The 17,867-nt window shown below is 67.9% G+C and carries 19 protein-coding genes; 15 read left to right on the plus strand and 4 right to left on the minus strand.

The annotated features are described in order from the left end of the window. Nucleotide 1: 1 nt before the first annotated feature. Both DQP56_RS07325 and DQP56_RS07330 read right to left on the minus strand, forming a co-directional pair. Nucleotides 2–406 (minus strand): DUF3060 domain-containing protein, encoded by a 405-nt coding sequence (locus DQP56_RS07325; RefSeq protein WP_112684302.1) that lies wholly within the window; start codon nucleotides 404–406, stop codon nucleotides 2–4. Further along, on the minus strand, nucleotides 403–780 hold the full coding sequence (locus DQP56_RS07330) for a DUF3060 domain-containing protein (RefSeq protein WP_112684303.1): 378 nt from the start codon (nucleotides 778–780) through the stop codon (nucleotides 403–405). The genes DQP56_RS07325 and DQP56_RS07330 overlap by 4 nt, the downstream gene beginning before the upstream one ends. Nucleotides 781–932: 152 nt before the next feature. On the opposite strand from DQP56_RS07330, the gene DQP56_RS07335 reads away from it, so the two are divergent. From DQP56_RS07335 to DQP56_RS07395, 13 genes are all read left to right on the plus strand, one after another. Then, a complete protein-coding gene (locus DQP56_RS07335; protein WP_112684304.1) occupies nucleotides 933–1,562 on the plus strand; it encodes a TetR/AcrR family transcriptional regulator in 630 nt (209 codons plus the stop codon). A 255-nt stretch (nucleotides 1,563–1,817) separates the two neighbouring features. Next, on the plus strand, nucleotides 1,818–2,192 hold the full coding sequence (rpsL, locus tag DQP56_RS07340; protein WP_112684305.1) for a 30S ribosomal protein S12: 375 nt from the start codon (nucleotides 1,818–1,820) through the stop codon (nucleotides 2,190–2,192). Next, on the plus strand, nucleotides 2,192–2,662 hold the full coding sequence (gene rpsG, locus DQP56_RS07345) for a 30S ribosomal protein S7 (RefSeq protein WP_112684306.1): 471 nt from the start codon (nucleotides 2,192–2,194) through the stop codon (nucleotides 2,660–2,662). The genes rpsL and rpsG overlap by 1 nt, the downstream gene beginning before the upstream one ends. Nucleotides 2,663–2,743: 81 nt before the next feature. Continuing rightward, nucleotides 2,744–4,846 (plus strand): elongation factor G, encoded by a 2,103-nt coding sequence (fusA, locus tag DQP56_RS07350; protein ID WP_112684307.1) that lies wholly within the window; start codon nucleotides 2,744–2,746, stop codon nucleotides 4,844–4,846. A gap of 90 nt (nucleotides 4,847–4,936) precedes the next feature. Continuing rightward, nucleotides 4,937–6,127 carry an elongation factor Tu gene (gene tuf, locus DQP56_RS07355; protein WP_112684308.1) on the plus strand — a complete coding sequence of 397 codons (1,191 nt, stop codon included), beginning with the start codon at nucleotides 4,937–4,939 and terminating at the stop codon, nucleotides 6,125–6,127. Nucleotides 6,128–6,254: 127 nt separating this feature from the next. After that, nucleotides 6,255–7,049, plus strand: coding sequence for an SHOCT domain-containing protein (locus tag DQP56_RS07360; protein ID WP_112684309.1), 795 nt, complete (start codon nucleotides 6,255–6,257; stop codon nucleotides 7,047–7,049). Nucleotides 7,050–7,097: 48 nt separating this feature from the next. Further along, nucleotides 7,098–7,922 (plus strand): mycofactocin-coupled SDR family oxidoreductase, encoded by an 825-nt coding sequence (locus DQP56_RS07365; protein WP_083037212.1) that lies wholly within the window; start codon nucleotides 7,098–7,100, stop codon nucleotides 7,920–7,922. 34 nt (nucleotides 7,923–7,956) lie between these two features. Continuing rightward, nucleotides 7,957–9,132: an NAD(P)/FAD-dependent oxidoreductase gene (locus DQP56_RS07370; RefSeq protein WP_112684310.1), complete on the plus strand. Its 1,176-nt coding sequence runs from the start codon at nucleotides 7,957–7,959 to the stop codon at nucleotides 9,130–9,132. A gap of 91 nt (nucleotides 9,133–9,223) precedes the next feature. Continuing rightward, a complete protein-coding gene (locus DQP56_RS07375; protein WP_112684311.1) occupies nucleotides 9,224–10,264 on the plus strand; it encodes a phosphotransferase family protein in 1,041 nt (346 codons plus the stop codon). A 1-nt stretch (nucleotide 10,265) separates the two neighbouring features. Then, the gene (locus DQP56_RS07380) at nucleotides 10,266–11,024 is read left to right on the plus strand and encodes an SDR family NAD(P)-dependent oxidoreductase (protein ID WP_112684312.1); all 759 of its coding nucleotides are present in this window, start codon (nucleotides 10,266–10,268) and stop codon (nucleotides 11,022–11,024) included. 22 nt (nucleotides 11,025–11,046) lie between these two features. Continuing rightward, nucleotides 11,047–12,345 carry an acyl-CoA dehydrogenase family protein gene (locus DQP56_RS07385; protein WP_112684313.1) on the plus strand — a complete coding sequence of 433 codons (1,299 nt, stop codon included), beginning with the start codon at nucleotides 11,047–11,049 and terminating at the stop codon, nucleotides 12,343–12,345. Further along, nucleotides 12,342–12,941: a TetR/AcrR family transcriptional regulator gene (locus DQP56_RS07390; protein ID WP_112684314.1), complete on the plus strand. Its 600-nt coding sequence runs from the start codon at nucleotides 12,342–12,344 to the stop codon at nucleotides 12,939–12,941. The genes DQP56_RS07385 and DQP56_RS07390 overlap by 4 nt, the downstream gene beginning before the upstream one ends. Then, the gene (locus DQP56_RS07395; protein ID WP_112684315.1) at nucleotides 12,941–13,909 is read left to right on the plus strand and encodes an NADPH:quinone oxidoreductase family protein; all 969 of its coding nucleotides are present in this window, start codon (nucleotides 12,941–12,943) and stop codon (nucleotides 13,907–13,909) included. The genes DQP56_RS07390 and DQP56_RS07395 overlap by 1 nt, the downstream gene beginning before the upstream one ends. Here DQP56_RS07395 and DQP56_RS07400 read toward each other — a convergent pair. Both DQP56_RS07400 and DQP56_RS07405 read right to left on the minus strand, forming a co-directional pair. Next, nucleotides 13,896–14,285 (minus strand): lipocalin-like domain-containing protein, encoded by a 390-nt coding sequence (locus DQP56_RS07400; RefSeq protein ID WP_112684316.1) that lies wholly within the window; start codon nucleotides 14,283–14,285, stop codon nucleotides 13,896–13,898. The genes DQP56_RS07395 and DQP56_RS07400 overlap by 14 nt on opposite strands. Beyond that, nucleotides 14,285–15,781, minus strand: a complete 1,497-nt coding sequence (locus DQP56_RS07405; RefSeq protein WP_112684346.1) for an acyl-CoA carboxylase subunit beta — start codon at nucleotides 15,779–15,781, stop codon at nucleotides 14,285–14,287. The genes DQP56_RS07400 and DQP56_RS07405 overlap by 1 nt, the downstream gene beginning before the upstream one ends. A gap of 120 nt (nucleotides 15,782–15,901) precedes the next feature. On the opposite strand from DQP56_RS07405, the gene DQP56_RS07410 reads away from it, so the two are divergent. After that, complete coding sequence (locus tag DQP56_RS07410) at nucleotides 15,902–16,999, plus strand: phosphotransferase family protein (RefSeq protein ID WP_112684347.1); 1,098 nt, start codon at nucleotides 15,902–15,904, stop codon at nucleotides 16,997–16,999. Then, nucleotides 16,989–17,807, plus strand: coding sequence for an enoyl-CoA hydratase/isomerase family protein (locus tag DQP56_RS07415; RefSeq protein ID WP_112684317.1), 819 nt, complete (start codon nucleotides 16,989–16,991; stop codon nucleotides 17,805–17,807). The genes DQP56_RS07410 and DQP56_RS07415 overlap by 11 nt, the downstream gene beginning before the upstream one ends. The last annotated feature ends 60 nt before the right edge of the window (nucleotides 17,808–17,867 follow it).

Consider the following 17,867-nt stretch of genomic DNA (forward strand, 5'->3'; position numbering starts at 1 on the left):
GTCAGCGGCTGCCGGCGATGGTGTTGCCCGATCCGCGATCGTCCACGCTCGGCTCGCCGGCGCGGTAGGTGACGGAGTTGTTGAGCCCGGTGATCGTCAGTGATTTGTCCACCCGCTCGACGGTGATCCGGTTGTCAGCCCCCGCGACGTTCACCGCCTCGCAGCGACCCCGGACCGTCAACCGGTTGTTGGACCCGGCCACATTGAGCGATTTGCCGTCGGCACAGTCCACCGCCGAGGTGGTCCCGAACGAGCCGTAATCGATGGTGTCGATATTCGCGCTCATCGACAGCCGCTTGGCCGGGGCCGCATCGGTGGCATCGTCGCAGCCGGCCAGACCGAGAACCAGGCCGAGCATCAAGGTGGTGATCGCGGCGCAGCCCAGCGGCGGCGACCCGCGGGTCACGCCGCTACGCGTTGGAGCCGGTTGGTCATCCCCAGCTCACGCCCGCGGTCGAACAGCAGCGGGTCGCCGTTGTGGTAGTACACGGTCTGGTCGTAGCCGTAAACGGTGACGTCGTTGATGATGGTCTCCGCGATGACGGTGTTCTGCGAGCCCTGCATGGTCACCGCCCAACAGTTGCCCATCGCGTGGACGGTGTTGTTGACCCCGTTGATGAACAGCGTGCCGCCGTTGCAGTCCAGCGTGCGCGTCTCGTGCACCCCGTAGACGTGGATGTCGCCGGGCACGGCGTGCGCGGCCGGGGCCCCGCTCGCCAAGCCGCCCGCGAAGCCGGCCGCGACGCACAGCAGCGCAGCACCCAGTGTGGTCCGTTTCATCTGCGGCCCCTCTCGACGGACGCGATCCCGGCAAAGCTTACGTCGCGCCGGCTCGGCCGTAGGCGGGTTCCCCAACTGCCCGTCGATTAGAGTTTTGTGCTGATCGCGCGTCCGTCTCCCGTCCGGCACCCGCGCTAAGAAGGGCGAACACCATGTCAGCTCGGCCAGACCCGCCGTCGGCGGGTGGTCGCTCGCGCGGCAACGGCAGATCGGGGGCGCGCCCGGTCAAGCTGAGCCGGGACATAATCGTCAACGCCGCACTGAACTTCCTGGACCGCGAGGGCTGGGACGCGCTGACCATCAACGCGCTGGCCACCCAGCTGGGCACCAAGGGCCCGTCGCTCTACAACCATGTGCACAGCCTGGGTGACCTGCGCCGCGCGATGCGGATGCGAGTCATCGACGACATCCTCGAGATGCTGACCCAGGTCGGCCAGGGCCGCGCCCGCGACGACGCGGTGCTGGTGATGGCCGGCGCCTACCGCAGCTACGCCCACCACCACCCGGGCCGCTATTCGGCGTTCACCCGGATGCCGCTGGGCGGTGATGACCCGGAGTACACCGCGGCGGCCACCCGCGCCGCGGCCCCGGTGATCGAGGTGTTGACCTCCTACGGGCTCGACGGCGACCGGGCGTTTCACGCCGCCCTGGAGTTCTGGGCGGCCATGCACGGTTTCGTGCTGCTGGAGATGACCGGGGTGATGGACAATGTCGACACCGACGCGGTCTTCGCCGACATGGTGCGCCGGTTGGCCGCGGGGATGGACAGCCGCACCGGATAGCCGCGGCGGGGGCTGCAGGGAAGGCTGGGGACGCGCTTTGACCTGCCGGAGTGCTGGCGGGTATTGTGGTAGCTCGTGCCTGGCCACTGAGGCGCGTTTGGTGACATAACGCGCGCGCCTGGCCCAATTCGCATGTCCATTATGCAGCGGAGAAATCCGAGGCCGGCCCGTGCGACACGCCCGACCGCGGGGTAGCGGTAGGGCGCAGGACAGCAGGATTTACAGAGTTTGAACAGCGATACAGGAAGCCGGTAGATGCCAACCATTCAGCAGCTGGTCCGCAAGGGCCGCCGCGACAAGCTCGGCAAGGTCAAGACCGCGGCCCTCAAGGGCAGCCCGCAGCGGCGTGGCGTGTGCACCCGCGTGTACACCACCACCCCGAAGAAGCCGAACTCGGCGCTTCGCAAGGTGGCTCGCGTCAGGCTGACCAGCCAGGTCGAGGTGACCGCCTACATCCCGGGCGAGGGCCACAACCTGCAGGAGCACTCGATGGTGCTGGTGCGTGGTGGCCGGGTGAAGGACCTGCCGGGTGTGCGCTACAAGATCATCCGCGGCTCGCTGGACACCCAGGGGGTCAAGAACCGCAAGCAGGCCCGCAGCCGCTACGGCGCCAAGAAGGAGAAGAGCTGATGCCGCGCAAGGGTCCCGCTCCCAAGCGTCCGCTGGTTTCCGACCCGGTCTACGGGTCCCAGCTGGTCACCCAGTTGGTCAACAAGGTGCTGGTGGCCGGCAAGAAGTCACTGGCCGAGCGCATCGTCTACGGCGCGCTGGAGCAGGCGCGTGACAAGACCGGCACCGACCCGGTGGTCACGCTCAAGCGCGCGCTGGACAACGTCAAGCCGGCCCTCGAGGTGCGCAGCCGCCGCGTCGGTGGCGCCACCTACCAGGTGCCGGTCGAGGTCCGGGCCGAGCGCTCCACCACGCTGGCGCTGCGCTGGCTGGTGAGCTTCTCGCGGGCGCGCCGGGAGAAGACGATGGTCGAGCGACTGGCCAACGAGATCCTCGACGCCAGCAACGGGCTCGGCGCTTCGGTCAAGCGCCGGGAGGACACCCACAAGATGGCCGAGGCGAACCGGGCCTTCGCGCACTACCGCTGGTAGACGGCGGCCGGCACCCCGATCGACGGGGCAGGCCCGGCGACAACAAGCAATAGAAGTTATCGAAAGAGTGGGAAGACAGCTGTGGCACAGGACGTGCTCACCGACCTGAACAAGGTCCGCAACATCGGCATCATGGCGCACATCGATGCCGGCAAGACGACGACCACCGAGCGGATCCTGTACTACACCGGTGTCAACTACAAGATCGGTGAGACGCACGACGGCGCCTCGACCACCGACTGGATGGAACAGGAGCAGGAGCGCGGCATCACCATCACCTCGGCCGCGGTGACCTGCTTCTGGAACAACAACCAGATCAACATCATCGACACCCCGGGCCACGTCGACTTCACCGTTGAGGTGGAGCGGTCGCTGCGCGTGCTTGACGGCGCCGTTGCGGTCTTCGACGGCAAGGAAGGTGTGGAGCCGCAGTCCGAGCAGGTGTGGCGGCAGGCCGACAAGTACGACGTGCCGCGGATCTGCTTTGTCAACAAGATGGACAAGCTGGGCGCGGACTTCTACTTCACCGTGCGCACCATCAAGGAGCGCCTCGGCGCGACTCCGTTGGTGATCCAGCTGCCGATCGGCGCGGAGAACGACTTCGAGGGCATCGTCGACCTGGTCGAGATGAACGCCAAGGTGTGGCGCGGTGAGACCAAGCTCGGCGAGACCTACGAGACCGTCGAGATCCCGGCCGACCTGGCCGACAAGGCCGACGAATACCGGACCGCGCTGCTGGAGGCCGTCGCCGAGACCGACGAGGCGCTGCTGGAGAAATACCTCGGCGGTGAGGAGCTCTCGGTCGAGGAGATCAAGGGCGGCATCCGCAAGCTGACGGTCTCCTCGGAGCTCTACCCGGTGCTGTGCGGCAGCGCGTTCAAGAACAAGGGCGTCCAGCCGATGCTGGACGCGGTGGTCGACTACCTGCCGTCGCCGTTGGACGTCGAGTCGGTGCAGGGTCACGTGCCCGGCAAGGAAGACGAGGTCATCAGCCGCAAGCCCAGCATCGACGAGCCGTTCTCGGCGCTGGCGTTCAAGATCGCGGTGCACCCGTTCTTCGGCAAGCTGACCTACGTGCGGGTGTACTCCGGCAAGGTGGAGTCCGGCGCCCAGGTGATCAACTCGACCAAGGGCAAGAAGGAGCGGCTGGGCAAGCTGTTCCAGATGCACTCCAACAAGGAGAACCCGGTCGACTCGGTTTCGGCCGGCCACATCTACGCGGTGATCGGGCTGAAGGACACCACCACCGGCGACACGCTGTGCGACCCGAACAACCAGATCGTGCTGGAGTCGATGACGTTCCCGGCGCCGGTCATCGAGGTCGCCATCGAGCCCAAGACCAAGAGCGACCAGGAGAAGTTGGGCCTGGCGATCCAGAAGCTGGCCGAAGAGGACCCGACCTTCAAGGTGCACCTCGACCAGGAGACCGGTCAGACCGTGATCGGCGGCATGGGCGAGCTGCACCTGGACATCCTGGTGGACCGGATGCGCCGCGAGTTCAAGGTCGAGGCCAACGTCGGCAAGCCGCAGGTGGCCTACAAGGAGACCATCCGCCGCAAGGTGGAGAAGGTCGAATACACCCACAAGAAGCAGACGGGTGGGTCGGGCCAGTTCGCGAAGGTCATCATCGACCTCGAGCCGTTCACCGGCGAAGACGGTGCGACCTACGAGTTCGAGAACAAGGTCACCGGTGGCCGCGTCCCGCGCGAGTACATCCCCGCGGTCGACGCCGGCGCCCAGGACGCCATGCAGTACGGCGTGCTGGCCGGCTACCCGCTGGTCAACCTGAAGGTCACGCTGCTCGACGGTCAGTACCACGACGTCGACTCCTCCGAGATGGCCTTCAAGGTGGCCGGCTCGCAGGCGCTGAAAAAGGCTGCCGCAGCGGCGCAGCCGGTGATCCTGGAACCGATCATGGCCGTCGAGGTCACCACGCCCGAGGACTACATGGGCGATGTGATCGGGGACCTGAACTCCCGCCGTGGTCAGATCCAGGCCATGGAGGAGCGCAGCGGTGCGCGTGTCGTCAAGGCGCAGGTGCCGTTGTCGGAGATGTTCGGCTACGTCGGAGACCTCCGGTCGAAGACCCAGGGCCGGGCGAACTACTCCATGGTGTTCGACTCCTACGCCGAAGTGCCGGCGCAGGTGGCGAAGGAGATTATCGCCAAGGCGACGGGCGAATAAGCACCATCCGCCCGTGCCGCTACGGTGGCACAAACTAGAAAAGATCAAACCTGCTGTAATCCAGCACCAACAAGTCCAGGAGGACATGAAGTGGCGAAGGCGAAGTTCGAGCGGACGAAGCCGCACGTCAACATCGGGACCATCGGTCACGTTGACCACGGCAAGACCACGCTGACCGCGGCTATCACCAAGGTTCTGCACGACAAGTACCCGGAACTGAACGAGTCGCGTGCGTTCGACCAGATCGACAACGCTCCCGAGGAGCGGCAGCGCGGCATCACGATCAACATCTCCCACGTGGAGTACCAGACCGAGAAGCGGCATTACGCCCACGTCGACGCCCCGGGCCACGCCGACTACATCAAGAACATGATCACCGGTGCCGCCCAGATGGACGGTGCGATCCTGGTGGTCGCGGCCACCGACGGCCCGATGCCGCAGACCCGCGAGCACGTGCTGCTGGCCCGTCAGGTCGGCGTGCCCTACATCCTGGTGGCGCTGAACAAGTCCGACATGGTCGACGACGAGGAGCTCCTGGAGCTCGTCGAGCTGGAGGTCCGCGAACTGCTGGCCGCCCAGGATTTCGACGAGGAGGCCCCGGTGGTCCGCGTGTCGGCGCTCAAGGCGCTCGAGGGCGACGAGAAGTGGGTCAAGTCCGTCGAGGACCTGATGGAGGCCGTCGACGAGTCCATCCCGGACCCGGTCCGCGACACCGACAAGCCGTTCCTGATGCCGGTTGAGGACGTCTTCACCATCACCGGTCGTGGCACGGTCGTCACCGGTCGTGTCGAGCGTGGCGTGATCAACGTCAACGAGGACGTCGAGATCGTCGGCATCCGTCCCGACGTCACCAAGACCACCGTCACCGGTGTGGAGATGTTCCGCAAGCTGCTGGACCAGGGTCAGGCCGGTGACAACGTCGGTCTGCTGATCCGTGGTATCAAGCGTGAGGACGTCGAGCGTGGCCAGGTTGTGGTCAAGCCCGGCACCACCACCCCGCACACCGAGTTCGAGGGCCAGGCCTACATCCTGAGCAAGGACGAGGGCGGCCGTCACACGCCGTTCTTCACCAACTACCGTCCGCAGTTCTACTTCCGCACCACCGACGTGACCGGTGTGGTGAGCCTGCCGGAGGGCACCGAGATGGTGATGCCCGGTGACAACACCGAGATGAGCGTGAAGCTGATCCAGCCCGTCGCCATGGACGAGGGTCTGCGGTTCGCCATCCGTGAGGGTGGCCGCACCGTCGGCGCCGGCCGGGTCACCAAGATCATCAAGTAGTTCATCCCTGCGCGAGCAGACGTAAAGGCCCCCTTTTCCCGCGTGGAAAGGGGGTTTTTGCTGGGGGCACCTCCCGCTTGCGGGGGACTGCTCGCCGTGGTGGCCGGCCGGCGCTACTGTGACGCTCATGTTGTGGCGCTATGTGAAGGCGCAGGCCGCGGTGCTGTTGTGCGGGGGACTGGTGGGCCCGATCTTCCTCGCGGTCTTTTTCGCGACCGGACGACAGGCCGATCTGAAGTGGATGTTCTACACCGGGTTGCTGGTCAGCTTCGCCGACGTGCTCGTCGCACTGGCGCTGACCTCCTACGGCGCGAAGTCGGGCGCCACGAGCCATTTCCTGGAGCAGCACGGTGTGCTCGCCCTGGCGCAGGTGACCGGCGTGCACGAGACCGGGACGCGGATCAACGAGCAACCGCTGGTCAAACTCGACCTGCACATCGAGGGGCCCGGGCTGAGCCCGTTCGACGCCCAGGACCGGGTGCTGGCGTCGGTGACGCGGCTGCCCATGATCTCCAGCCGCACACTGGCGGTGCTTGTCGACCCGGCCACCCGCGACCACCGAATCGACTGGCAGCGCAGCGCGTTGCTCTCCGGTGCGGTCCCGGCCCGATTCACCGTGGCCGAGGACGACACGACCTACGACCTCACCGGTCAGGCCGGGCCGCTGATGGAGATCCTGCAGCTGCTGCGGGCCAACGGCGTCGAGGCCCGGGGTATGACCGACATCCGGTCGAACCCGGTGCTGCGTCAACAGGTGTCGGCCGTGGTCAGGCGGGCCGCTGCGCAGCGGTCGGGGCCGGCCGCCCCGGAGCCGCGGTCAGCGTCCGAACGGCTACTGGAACTGGACGCGCTGCGGCGCACCGGCGCGGTGACCGACGACGAATACGCACAGAAGCGCCGACAGATCATCGCCGAACTGTGAGGTCCGCAGACGGTAGAACACGTTCTAATTGCTGCTAGCCTGAAGCCCGTGAACGCTAACGGGACTTTGCAGGGCAAGGTGGCATTGGTCACCGGCGCGGCGCGCGGTCAGGGCCGGGCGCACGCGATCCGGTTGGCGGCCGAGGGTGCCGACATCATCGCCGCGGACATCTGCGCGCCGGCATCGGAGTGCATCACCTATCCGGCCGCCACGCCCGACGACCTCGCCGAGATGGTCCGCGGGGTCGAGGCGCAGGGCCGCAAGGTGCTGGCCCGCTCGCTCGACGTCCGCGACGACGGCGCGCTGCGTGCCCTGGTCGCCGACGGGGTGGAGCAGTTCGGCCGGCTCGACGTCGTGGTGGCCAACGCCGGGGTGTTGAGCTGGGGCCGGCTCTGGGAGCTCACCGACGAGCAGTGGAACACCGTCATCGACGTCAACCTGACCGGCACCTGGCGCACCATCCGCGCCGCGGTGCCGGCGATGATCGAGGCCGGCAACGGCGGGTCGATCGTGATCGTCAGCTCCTCGGCCGGGTTGAAGGCCACGCCCGGCAACGGCCACTACGCGGCGTCCAAGTACGGCCTGGTGGCTTTGACCAACACCCTGGCGCTGGAGGTCGGCGAGCACGGGATCCGGGTCAACTCCATTCACCCCTACTCGGTGGACACCCCGATGATCGAGCCGCAGGTGATGGCCAAGATCTTCGGCGAGCACCCCGACTTCCTGCACGCCTTCCCCCCGATGCCGTTGCGTCCCAACGGTTTCATGAGCTCCGAAGAGGTCGCCGAGGTGGTCGTCTGGCTGGCCGGTGAGGGTTCGGGAGTCCTGACGGGTGTGCAGATCCCGGTCGACAAGGGCGCTTTGAAATACTGAGCGCTCTGCTGGGACCACAACTAGGGGGATCGACGTGCCCGAACACGGGATCGTCATCGTCGGCGGCGGCCTGGCCGCCGTGCGTACCGCCGAGGAGCTCCGACGCGAGGAGTACACCGGGCCGATCACGATCGTCTCCGATGAGACCCGATTGCCGTATGACCGGCCACCGCTGACCAAGGACGTGCTGCGCGGCGAACGCGACGACACCACCTTGGAACCGCCGGAGTTCTACGCCGACCGCGATATCGACCTGCGGCTGGGATGTGGCGCCCGCGGCGTGGACCCCGCGGCGCAGACGGTAACCCTGGCCGACGGCACCGTGCTCGGCTATGACCAGCTCGTCATCGCCACCGGCCTGGTGCCGCGGCGCATTCCGAGCCTGGGTGACGTGGACGGCATCCGGGTGGTCCGCTCCTTCGAGGACAGCCTGGTGTTGCGCGGCGATGCGGCCGCGGCACGGCGCGCGGTGGTGATCGGCGCCGGTTTCATCGGCTGCGAGGCGGCGGCCAGCCTGCGCAAGCTGGGAGTCGACGTGGTGCTGGTCGAGCCGCAGCCCACCCCGCTGGCCGGGGTGCTCGGGGAGCAGATCGGTGAACTGGTGGCGCGACTGCACCGTGCCAACGGTGTCGAGGTCCGCGGCGGCATCGGGGTCGCGGAGGTCCGCGGCGCCGGGCGCGTCGAGACCGTTGTGCTCACCGACGGCACCGAGCTGGCCGCCGACCTGGTGGTACTCGGCGTCGGCTCGCACCCGGCGACCGGCTGGCTGGACGGCAGCGGCATCGAGGTCGAGAACGGGGTGCTCTGCGACCTGACCGGGCGCACCAGCGCGCCGAACGTGTGGGCCGTCGGCGACGTGGCGTTCTGGCGCGGTGGCGGACATGAAGTCCGGGTCGAGCACTGGAGCAACGTGGTCACCCAGGTGCGGGTGATGGTGCCGACGATGCTGGGCCGGGAGTCGTTGCACGACGTGCTGGTCCCGCCGTACTTCTGGAGCGACCAGTACGACGTCAAGATCCAGTGCCTGGGCGAGCCGAAGGCCACCGACACCGTGCACCTGGTCGAGGACGACGGCCACAAGTTCTTGGCTTACTACGAGCGGGACGGCGTGCTGGTCGGTGTCGTCGGCGCGGGCCGGCCCGGCAAGGTGATGGGGGTGCGGGCCAAGATCGCCGGCGGCGCCCCGATCGCCGAGGTCCTCAACTCCTGACCGCGGCAGCAGTCCCCGCGCAATCGCGGGCAGCCCTTCCGTTTTCCGCGGAGAACGGTATTCTCCATTTGGAGATTGAGGGGTGCGGCCGATGGATGACGGACAAGGAACCCGGCTCGACGCGGTGGCGCTGGGCCGCTGGCTCGACGCCAACGGCGCCCCCGGAGATGGCGAGACCCCCACGCTGGAACCGCTCAGCGGCGGCTCGCAGAACACCCTCTACCGGCTGTGCCGGGGCGGTGCCGCGATGGTGCTGCGGATGCCGGGCGCGCGGGCCGACGCGGCCCGTATCGACGGGCTGCGGCGCGAGATCCGGCTGGTGCGCGCCCTGTCGGGCACCGACGTCCCGCACGCGGAACTGATCGCCGCCGACGACACCGGCGAACTGCTCGGCGTACCGTTCTACGTCATGGCCGAGGTGGACGGCTGGAACTCGACCGGCAACGCGTGGCCGGCTCCGTTCGACGCCGACCTGACCGCGCGACGCGGCCTGGCCTTCGAACTGGTCGAGGGCGCCGCCCGGCTCGGGCGGGTGGACTGGCGGGCGCAGGGGCTGGAAGGGTTCGGGCGTCCAGACGGATTTCACGAGCGCCAGGTCGATCGCTGGCTGGCCTTCCTGGACAGCTACCGGGTGCGCGACCTGCCGGGCCTCGACGAGGCATCGGACTGGTTGCGCCGCAATCGCCCCACTCATTACACCCCGGGCATCATGCACGGCGACTACCAGTTCGCCAACGTGATGTATGCCCACGGAGCACCGGCGAGACTCGTCGCGATCATCGATTGGGAGATGACCACCATCGGCGATCCACTACTGGACCTGGCTTGGGCGCTGCTGGGCTATGACGGCGAAAACCCTCGCACCCAAGGCTATTACGCCGACCTGGCCGGCATGCCCACCCGCAGCGAATTGCTCGAGCATTACGAGAAGATCAGCGGACTGTCGACGGAGCACATCGACTACTACCTGGTGCTGGCCAACTGGAAACTCGGGATCGTGCTGGAGAAGACCTACGCCGCCTCGGTCACCGGCGACCGGGTCGACCCGAAGATCGCCGCGGCCATGGGGCCGATGATCCCGCAGTTGATCGCCAGCGCGGCCGAACTGGCCCGCTCGTCGACGGGAGCCTGACATGGGATATGCCGACGGATTGTTCGACCTGACCGACCGGGTGGTACTGGTCACCGGTGGCAGCCGCGGTCTGGGCCGCGAGATGGCGCTGGCGGCCGCCCACTGCGGCGCGAACGTGGTGATCGCCAGCCGCAAACTCGACGCCTGCCAGGCCACTGCCGCCGAGATCGAGGCGGCGACGGGGCGCGCCGCACTACCGTACGCGGTGCACGTCGGGCGCTGGGATCAGCTCGACGGCTTGGTCGACGCGGCCTATGAGCGGTTCGGCCGGATCGACGTGCTGGTCAACAACGCCGGCATGTCGCCGGTGTACGACAAGCAGACCGACGTCACCGAGAAGATGTTCGACGCGGTGGTCAACCTCAACCTCAAGGGGCCGTTCCGGCTCTCGGCCCTGGTCGGTGAACGCATGCTGGCCGCCGGCCGGGGCTCGATCATCAACGTCAGCACCCACGGCTCGCTGCGCCCGCATCCGTCGTTCATCCCCTACGCCGCAGCCAAAGCCGGACTCAACGTCATGACCGAAGCGCTGGCCCAGGCGTACGGGCCGGCCGTGCGGGTCAACACCTTGATGCCGGGGCCGTTCCTGACCGACATCTCCAAGGCATGGAACTTCGGCGAGGCCAACCCGTTCGGTCACTTCGCCCTGCAACGTGCCGGCCGGCCGAACGAGATCGTCGGCGCAGCACTGTTTTTGATGTCGGATGCATCCAGCTACACCACTGCCTCGATACTGCGGGCCGACGGCGGCCCGCCCTGATCGAGCGACGAAAGGAGCGGACATGGCGTGGGATTTCTCCACCGAACCGGAGTTCGAGGCGAAACTCGACTGGATCCGGGAGTTCGTGCGCGACGAGGTCGAACCACTCGAGGTGCTGTTCCCGGGCTGCGAATATCTGCCGCTGAACGACGAACGGCGCCGCATCGTCGACCCACTCAAAGACCGGGTGCGCGAGCAGGGACTGTGGGCCCCGCATCTGGGTCCCGAACTCGGCGGGCAGGGCTTCGGCGCGGTCAAACTGACCCTGATCAACGAGATCCTGGGCCGGTCGAGCTGGGCGCCGATCGTGTTCGGCACCCAGGCCCCCGACACCGGCAACGCCGAGATCCTGGCCCGGTTCGGCACCGCCGACCAAAAGGACAAGTATCTGGCCGGGCTGCTGTCCGGCGAGATCTTCTCCTGCTTCTCGATGACTGAACCGCAGGGCGGCGCCGACCCGCGGGTGTTCACCACCAAGGCGGTGCGCGACGGCGACGAGTGGGTGATCACCGGCCGAAAGTACTTCTCCTCCAACGCCTCGGTGGCATCGTTCTTCATCGTGGTCGCCATCACCGACCCGGACGTGCCGGTGCACCGCGGCGCGTCGACGTTCCTGATCCCGGCCGGCACGCCGGGGCTGGTCGTCGAGGCCACCCACCACCTGGTGGGTTCACATCCGCATGAGGCCGGGCATTCGCTGGTGCGTTACGACGACGTGCGGGTGCCGGCCGAGGCGATCCTCGGCGAGCCGGGTCAAGGGTTCCTGATTCTGCAGAACCGGCTGGCCGGCGGGCGGCTGCATCATGCCATGCGCTCGATCGGGGTGGCGCAACGCGCCATCGACATGATGGCCCGCCGCGCCAAGAGCCGCTTCACCCAGGGCAGTTCACTGGCCGACAAGCAGCTGGTGCAGGAATTTATCGCCGACTCCTACGCCGAGCTGGTGCCCTTCCGGTTGACGGTGCTGCACGCCGCCTGGCTGATCGACACCGCCGGCGAGCATGCCGCCCGCGCCGAGATCGGGGTGTGCAAGATCCTGGCATCACAGGTACTGAAGTCGATCGGGTTGCGCGCCATCCAGGTTCACGGCGCGATGGGGCTGACCGAGCAGCTCCCGCTGGTGAACGTGCTGCTGGGCGGGGTGGCACTCGGGCTGGCCGACGGGCCCACCGAGGCGCACAAGGTCAACCTGGCGCGGCTACTGCTCAAAGGCTATGAGGCCGAGGACCCGGAGTGGCCCAGCGAATTCCTGGACAACCGCATTGAGGCCGCCCGCGCCAAGTACGGCGACCTGGTCGACCGGGTCCCCGCGCTGCCATGACCACACGTGTCGATGCCGCGGTGCACCGCGCGCTCGACCTGCGCGAGCAGCAGGCGACCGCCGAGGTGGAACGCATCCTGGCCGCCGCGGTGACGGTGCTGGCGCGGGTGGCGCCCGAAGAGCCGCGGGTCTCCGACATCGTCGCGGAGGCCGGATCGTCGAACAAGGCGTTCTACCGCTACTTCACCGGCAAGGACGAACTCTTCCAGGCGGTGATGGAGCGCGGCGTCGCGATCGTCGTCTCCTATCTGGAGCACCAATTGGCCAAGGAGGCCACGCCGGCCGGCAAGGTGGCCCGATGGATCCGCGGTACGGTGGCGCAGGTGTCCGACCCGCATCTGCTGAGCCTGAGCCGCGCGGCCAGTTCCCAGCTGACGGCCACCGGGGTCTCCGATGATGAGATCCTGGCGCCGCTGCGCGATCTGCTCACCGAACCGGTGGCGGCACTCGGGGGTCGCGACCCGAGCCGGGACGCGGATATCGTTTTCACCTGCACACTGGCCGCCATGCGCCGCTACCTGGGCGGCACCGCCCAGCCCAAGCGGACCGATGTCGACCATCTGGTGGCGTTCTGTCTACGTGGACTGGGAGTTTGATGCGCGCGATCGTTTGCCAACAGTACGGACCGCCGGAAGACCTGGTGTTGCAGGAGCTTCCGGACCCCACACCCGGGCCCGGCACGATGGTGGTGCGGGTGCGGGCCGCGGCGGTCAACTTCCCCGACGTGCTGATGATCGACGGCAAGTACCAGCTGAAGATCCCGACGCCGTTCACTCCCGGCAGCGAACTGTCCGGCGATGTGATCGCAGTCGGCGACGGGGTGCCGTTCGCCCCCGGTGACCGGGTGGCCGGCACCTCGTTCGTGGGCGGATTCGCCGAGCAGGCGCTGCTGCCGGCGGCGGCCGCGAGCGCGATTCCCGACGGCGTCGACTACGCGGCCGCGGCCGGATTCGGCGTCACGTACCGCACCGCGTATCACGCGCTGCGTTCGGTCGCCCAAGTGGTGCAAGGGGATTGGGTGGTGGTGCTCGGCGCGGCCGGCGGTGTCGGGCTGGCTGCGGTCGACCTGGGAGTGGCGATGGGCGCGCGGGTGCTGGCCGCCGCGTCCAGCCCGGAGAAGCTCGCGGTATGCACCGAACGTGGCGCGGAGGCTGTGATCGACTATGACCGGGAGGATCTCAAGGTCCGGATCCGTGAGATCACCGGCGACGGCGCGCAGGCGGTGCTCGACCCGGTCGGCGGGCGCTATGCCGAACCGGCGTTGCGCAGCCTGGCCCGCGGCGGCCGCTTCGTCACGCTCGGTTACGCCGCCGGTTCGATCCCGGCGATCCCGCTGAACCTGGTGATGCTCAAGGGGATCACGGTGCAGGGCATGGAGATCCGGACATTCGCCGACGACCACCCGGAATACAACGAGCGCGACCTGACCGAACTGCAGCGACTGTTCGCCGAGGGCAGAGTCAGCCCCTACATCGGTGCCCGCTTCCCGTTGGCCGAGACCGCGGCGGCGCTGCGTTACGTGGCCGACCGTAAGGCCATCGGCAAGATCATCATCGACGTCTGACCCAGACCAGCGTGTTGTGGCTCGTCACACCGTCGCTGGTGGTGGTCGCCGACAAGGTGAGCCGGTCGCCGTCGACGGTGGCCTGACGCAACTGCGGCGCCGTGAGCAACTCCGGCAGCATCGACACACTCACCAGATGGTGCACGGTTGCGGTGTCCTCGTCGACCCGGAACCGCCCGCCGTAGGCGATGTACTGGCGCAGCGCCGCATCGTCGCCCGAAGCGAGCTGCGCGGACATGTAGCCGTCACCGGTGTAGAGGATCAGGCCGCGCGGTGCTGAGCCCAGCGGGTGCGACACCGCCCCGGTGTCGACGTCGCGGGATTCCATCGACGACAATTCCCAGCCGCCCAGGATCGCGTCGCGCAAGGTGGCCATCAGGGCATGATGACGGTTCGGGTCACCGGTTCGGCGGCGGCCTGCCGGCTGGAAAGACCGCGCCGCAGGGCGCTCAGCAGCGCATCGCGGGTTTCCCGCGGGTCGATCAGCTCGTCGAAGCCGAGCTGCTTGGCCGAGTGATACGACGCCTGCAGTTCGGTGTCGCGCAGCTTGGCCGCCAGATCCTCGCCGGCGTGCGAGGCGGCGCTCAAAGCGGCCGCGCTCATCGCTCCCATCGTCGCCCCCGGGTAGGCGAATGTCGCCACCTGCGAGTCGAACCCGAGCAGCGACATCACCATCGAGCCGAAACCGTAGGCCTTGCGCAGCGTCAGATGCAGTTTCAGGGTGGTCGCCGCGGTCTGGGCGGCGAACATCCGGGCGCCGGCCCGCAGCACGCCGCTGCGCTCCGAACGGCTGCCGGGCAGCATGCCGGGGTTATCGGCCAGGAACACGATCGGCAGGTGGAACGAATCGGCGACGGTGATGAAGTGGGCGGCCTTGTCCGCGGCGTCGGTGTCGATGGAGCCGGCCAGCACCTGCGGCTGATTGGCGACCACTGCCACCGGATGGCCACCCAGGTGGGCCAGCGCGCAGATGATCGCGCGGCCGAACCGGGGCTGCACCTCGAACCAGTCGGGCCGGTCGAAGACGACGTCGAGCACCGACCGCATGTCGTAGACCCGACGATTGTCCCGCGACACGATGTCGAGTAGTTCGGGTGTGGGCCTCGATTCGCCGGCCGGGTCGGCGGGCAGCGCCGCCGGATACGACCAGGCGCTCGGCGGGAAGTAGGACAGATACCGGCGGATGTCGTCGAGCACCGCGGCGTCGTCGTCGGCGAGGTTGTGGATCACGCCGCTGTTCAGGGCGACCTCGGGACCGCCCAGGTCCTCCTTCGAGATCTCTTCGCCCGTCGACTCTTTCACCACCGGCGGCCCGGCGGTGAAGATCGCGCCGTGGCGGCTCATGATCCGGAAATCGCAGACCGGGCCGACCAGAGCGCCATGCCCGGCCGACGGGCCCAGTACCGCGGCGACGGTCGGCACCTTGCCCGAGCACTGCGCCTGGGCCAGCAGGTCGGTCGGGGTGCGGCCGTAATGCTCACCGGTGGGGCGGAATCCGGCGCCCTCCAGCAGCATCACCAGCGGAATCTTGTCGCGCAGGGCCAGTTCGGCGATGCGGTACCGCTTGGCGTTGCCGCCGGGCCCGATGCTGCCCGCCAGCGTGGTGAAATCCTCCGCGCCGACCATCACCGGGGAGCCGTTGATCTCCCCGGACCCGACCACGATCCCGTCGGCGGCGATCTCGGCGCCCACCATGGTGCCCAGCTCGCGGAAGGTTCCCGGGTCGAGCAGGTGAGCGATCCGGGCTCGTGCGTCGAGCTTGCCCTTGCCGCGGTGCTTGGCCACCCGCTCGGCGCCGCCCATGGCCTGCGTGTGCTGCCGCCGCCGGTCCAGATCCTCCAGCGTCTCCTGCCAGCCCTGGGCGTTCGTCATCTGCGGAGTCTCCATTCGTTGACCATACTGAAATTCTTACTGTAACGTCTCCCGGCATGGTTGGAAGTGGTTGCCGGTCGGGACTTCGGGGATGAGTTCCGTTGCGCCGGAGTGTGGCCGGTGACTTCGGGTAGTTCGGTTCCGCGGTATCCGCACGACGTGACCAGCGAGTGGCTTTCGGCGGTATTGAGTGCCCGGGGACAACCGGTCGAGGTGGCTTCTGTCGACGTCGTCCCGGTCGGCACCGGCCAGACCGGGGCCACCTACCGGGTGACGGCCCGCTACACCGACAACCCCGGCGAGCTGCCCGGCACCTTCGTGATCAAACTGCCGGCCGGTGACGATGCCGTCCGCGATCGTGTCGTGCTGGGCTACCGCAGTGAGTGCGCCTTCTACCAAGATGTCGCCGACCGCGTCCGGATACCGATCCCGGAGTGCTTCCACTGCGAAATCAATGCCGATGCAACCGAGTACGCGTTGCTGCTCGCCGATCGCGCGCCCGCGGCACAGGGCGATCAGATCGCGGGATGCGATGAGCAACAGGCGCGACTGGCGGTGACCGCGCTGGCCGGACTGCACGCGCCCACCTGGTGCGGCGAAAAGTGGCTGACGTTCCCCGGCCTGGCGATGACCCAGTTGGACGAGGCCGGCGCCAAGGGCATGGGCGACATCGCCCGGATGTGCGCCGACACCACCGTCGAGCGGCTCGGCGGCCAACTCGGCGACGCCGACTGTGAGACGTTGACGGCCGCACTGGGTCTGATCACGCCGTGGGTGTCGGCGCCGCTCGGCCGGTTCTCGCTGATCCACGGGGATTACCGGCTGGACAACATGCTGTTCAGCCCGGACGAAAAGCAGATCTGGGTGGTCGATTGGCAGACGCTGGGTGTCGGGCTGCCGGCCCGGGATCTGGCGTACTTCACCGCGACGAGCCTGCGGCCCGAGCTGCGGTCGGCGATCGAGGCTGATCTGGTCGCGGCCTACCACGACGCGCTGCTGGGCCACGGGGTGACCGATTATGACCGGGAAACCTGTTGGCAGGACTACCGGTTCGGGATGTTGCAGGCCCCGCTGATCTGCGCGTTCGGGCTGGTCTTCGCGACCGGCACCGACCGCGGCGACGACATGTTCGTCACCATGTTGCGACGGGCCTGTCAGGCGATCCGCGAGCTGGGCTCGCTGGAGTTGGTGCGAGAGGTCTGTGCAAATGAATGCTGAATCACCGCGGCCGCCCGAGGGTGACTGGCTGGGAACGCCGTTCCTGTCGTTTCGGCGCGAGGGGCCGATCGCGGTGTGCACGCTGGACCGCCCCGAGGCCCGCAACGCGATGACGCCCGCGATGTACTTCGGGATTCGTTACGCGGTCGGCCGGGTCAACGAGGACCCCGAGCTGGCCGGGTTGCTGATCACCGGCACCGGCGACGTGTTCGCGCCGGGTGGTGACATGGGCGGCGGCGGGGCGGATGACTGGATCACCTTCGGCGCCGCGCTCGGCATGGACGTCACCCCGTTCGATGCCGTCCGCACCTCGGTCAAACCGGTCGTCGCCGCGGTCAACGGCCTGTGTCAGGGCGGCGGGCTGCAGATCGCGTTGTGCAGCGACGTCGCGGTCGTCAGCGATCGGGCGACGTTCCGGGTGCCCGAGCTGTTCCGCGGTATCGCCGACACCTATTACAGCCAGATGCTGGCGCGGGTCATCGGGCCGGTCCGGACCCGCGACCTGATGTTCACCGGTCGCACGTTCGGCGCCCAGGAGGCACTGGACTGGGGCATGGTGGCCCGGGTGGTCCCGCATGACGACCTGCTCGCCACGGCGCGTGACGTGCTGGCGCAGTGCTGCCGGACGGCGCCGGCCGCGCGCGCGGTGGTCAAGGCCAGCCTGGACTCCTACATCGGGTTGTTCGACCGGATCGGGATGAGCACCAGCCTGCGCGCACCGGAGGCCGTCGAGGGCTTCCGGTCGTTCAAAGAGCGCCGGTCTTCGGACTGGGTGCATCCCGACTTGCGGATCGACGGACGACTATAGATGAGGCGTTTGCTCGAAATGAGAATGAGTGTGCAAAAAAACTAGAAGCAGCTATCGCAC

Source organism: Mycolicibacter senuensis (assembly GCF_003284925.1).
In the GTDB taxonomy this organism is placed as follows: domain Bacteria; phylum Actinomycetota; class Actinomycetes; order Mycobacteriales; family Mycobacteriaceae; genus Mycobacterium; species Mycobacterium algericum_A.

Coding starts and splice junctions, on each gene's coding strand:
- DQP56_RS07375 (WP_112684311.1), top strand. CDS start 9,224: ATGGATGACGGACAAGGAACCCGGCTCGACGCGGTGGCGCTGGGCCGC.
- DQP56_RS07395 (WP_112684315.1), top strand. CDS start 12,941: ATGCGCGCGATCGTTTGCCAACAGTACGGACCGCCGGAAGACCTGGTG.
- DQP56_RS07385 (WP_112684313.1), top strand. CDS start 11,047: ATGGCGTGGGATTTCTCCACCGAACCGGAGTTCGAGGCGAAACTCGAC.
- rpsG (WP_112684306.1), top strand. CDS start 2,192: ATGCCGCGCAAGGGTCCCGCTCCCAAGCGTCCGCTGGTTTCCGACCCG.
- DQP56_RS07380 (WP_112684312.1), top strand. CDS start 10,266: ATGGGATATGCCGACGGATTGTTCGACCTGACCGACCGGGTGGTACTG.
- DQP56_RS07330 (WP_112684303.1), bottom strand. CDS start 780: ATGAAACGGACCACACTGGGTGCTGCGCTGCTGTGCGTCGCGGCCGGC.
- DQP56_RS07405 (WP_112684346.1), bottom strand. CDS start 15,781: ATGACGAACGCCCAGGGCTGGCAGGAGACGCTGGAGGATCTGGACCGG.
- DQP56_RS07400 (WP_112684316.1), bottom strand. CDS start 14,285: ATGGCCACCTTGCGCGACGCGATCCTGGGCGGCTGGGAATTGTCGTCG.
- DQP56_RS07360 (WP_112684309.1), top strand. CDS start 6,255: ATGTTGTGGCGCTATGTGAAGGCGCAGGCCGCGGTGCTGTTGTGCGGG.
- DQP56_RS07390 (WP_112684314.1), top strand. CDS start 12,342: ATGACCACACGTGTCGATGCCGCGGTGCACCGCGCGCTCGACCTGCGC.
- rpsL (WP_112684305.1), top strand. CDS start 1,818: ATGCCAACCATTCAGCAGCTGGTCCGCAAGGGCCGCCGCGACAAGCTC.
- DQP56_RS07415 (WP_112684317.1), top strand. CDS start 16,989: ATGAATGCTGAATCACCGCGGCCGCCCGAGGGTGACTGGCTGGGAACG.
- DQP56_RS07335 (WP_112684304.1), top strand. CDS start 933: ATGTCAGCTCGGCCAGACCCGCCGTCGGCGGGTGGTCGCTCGCGCGGC.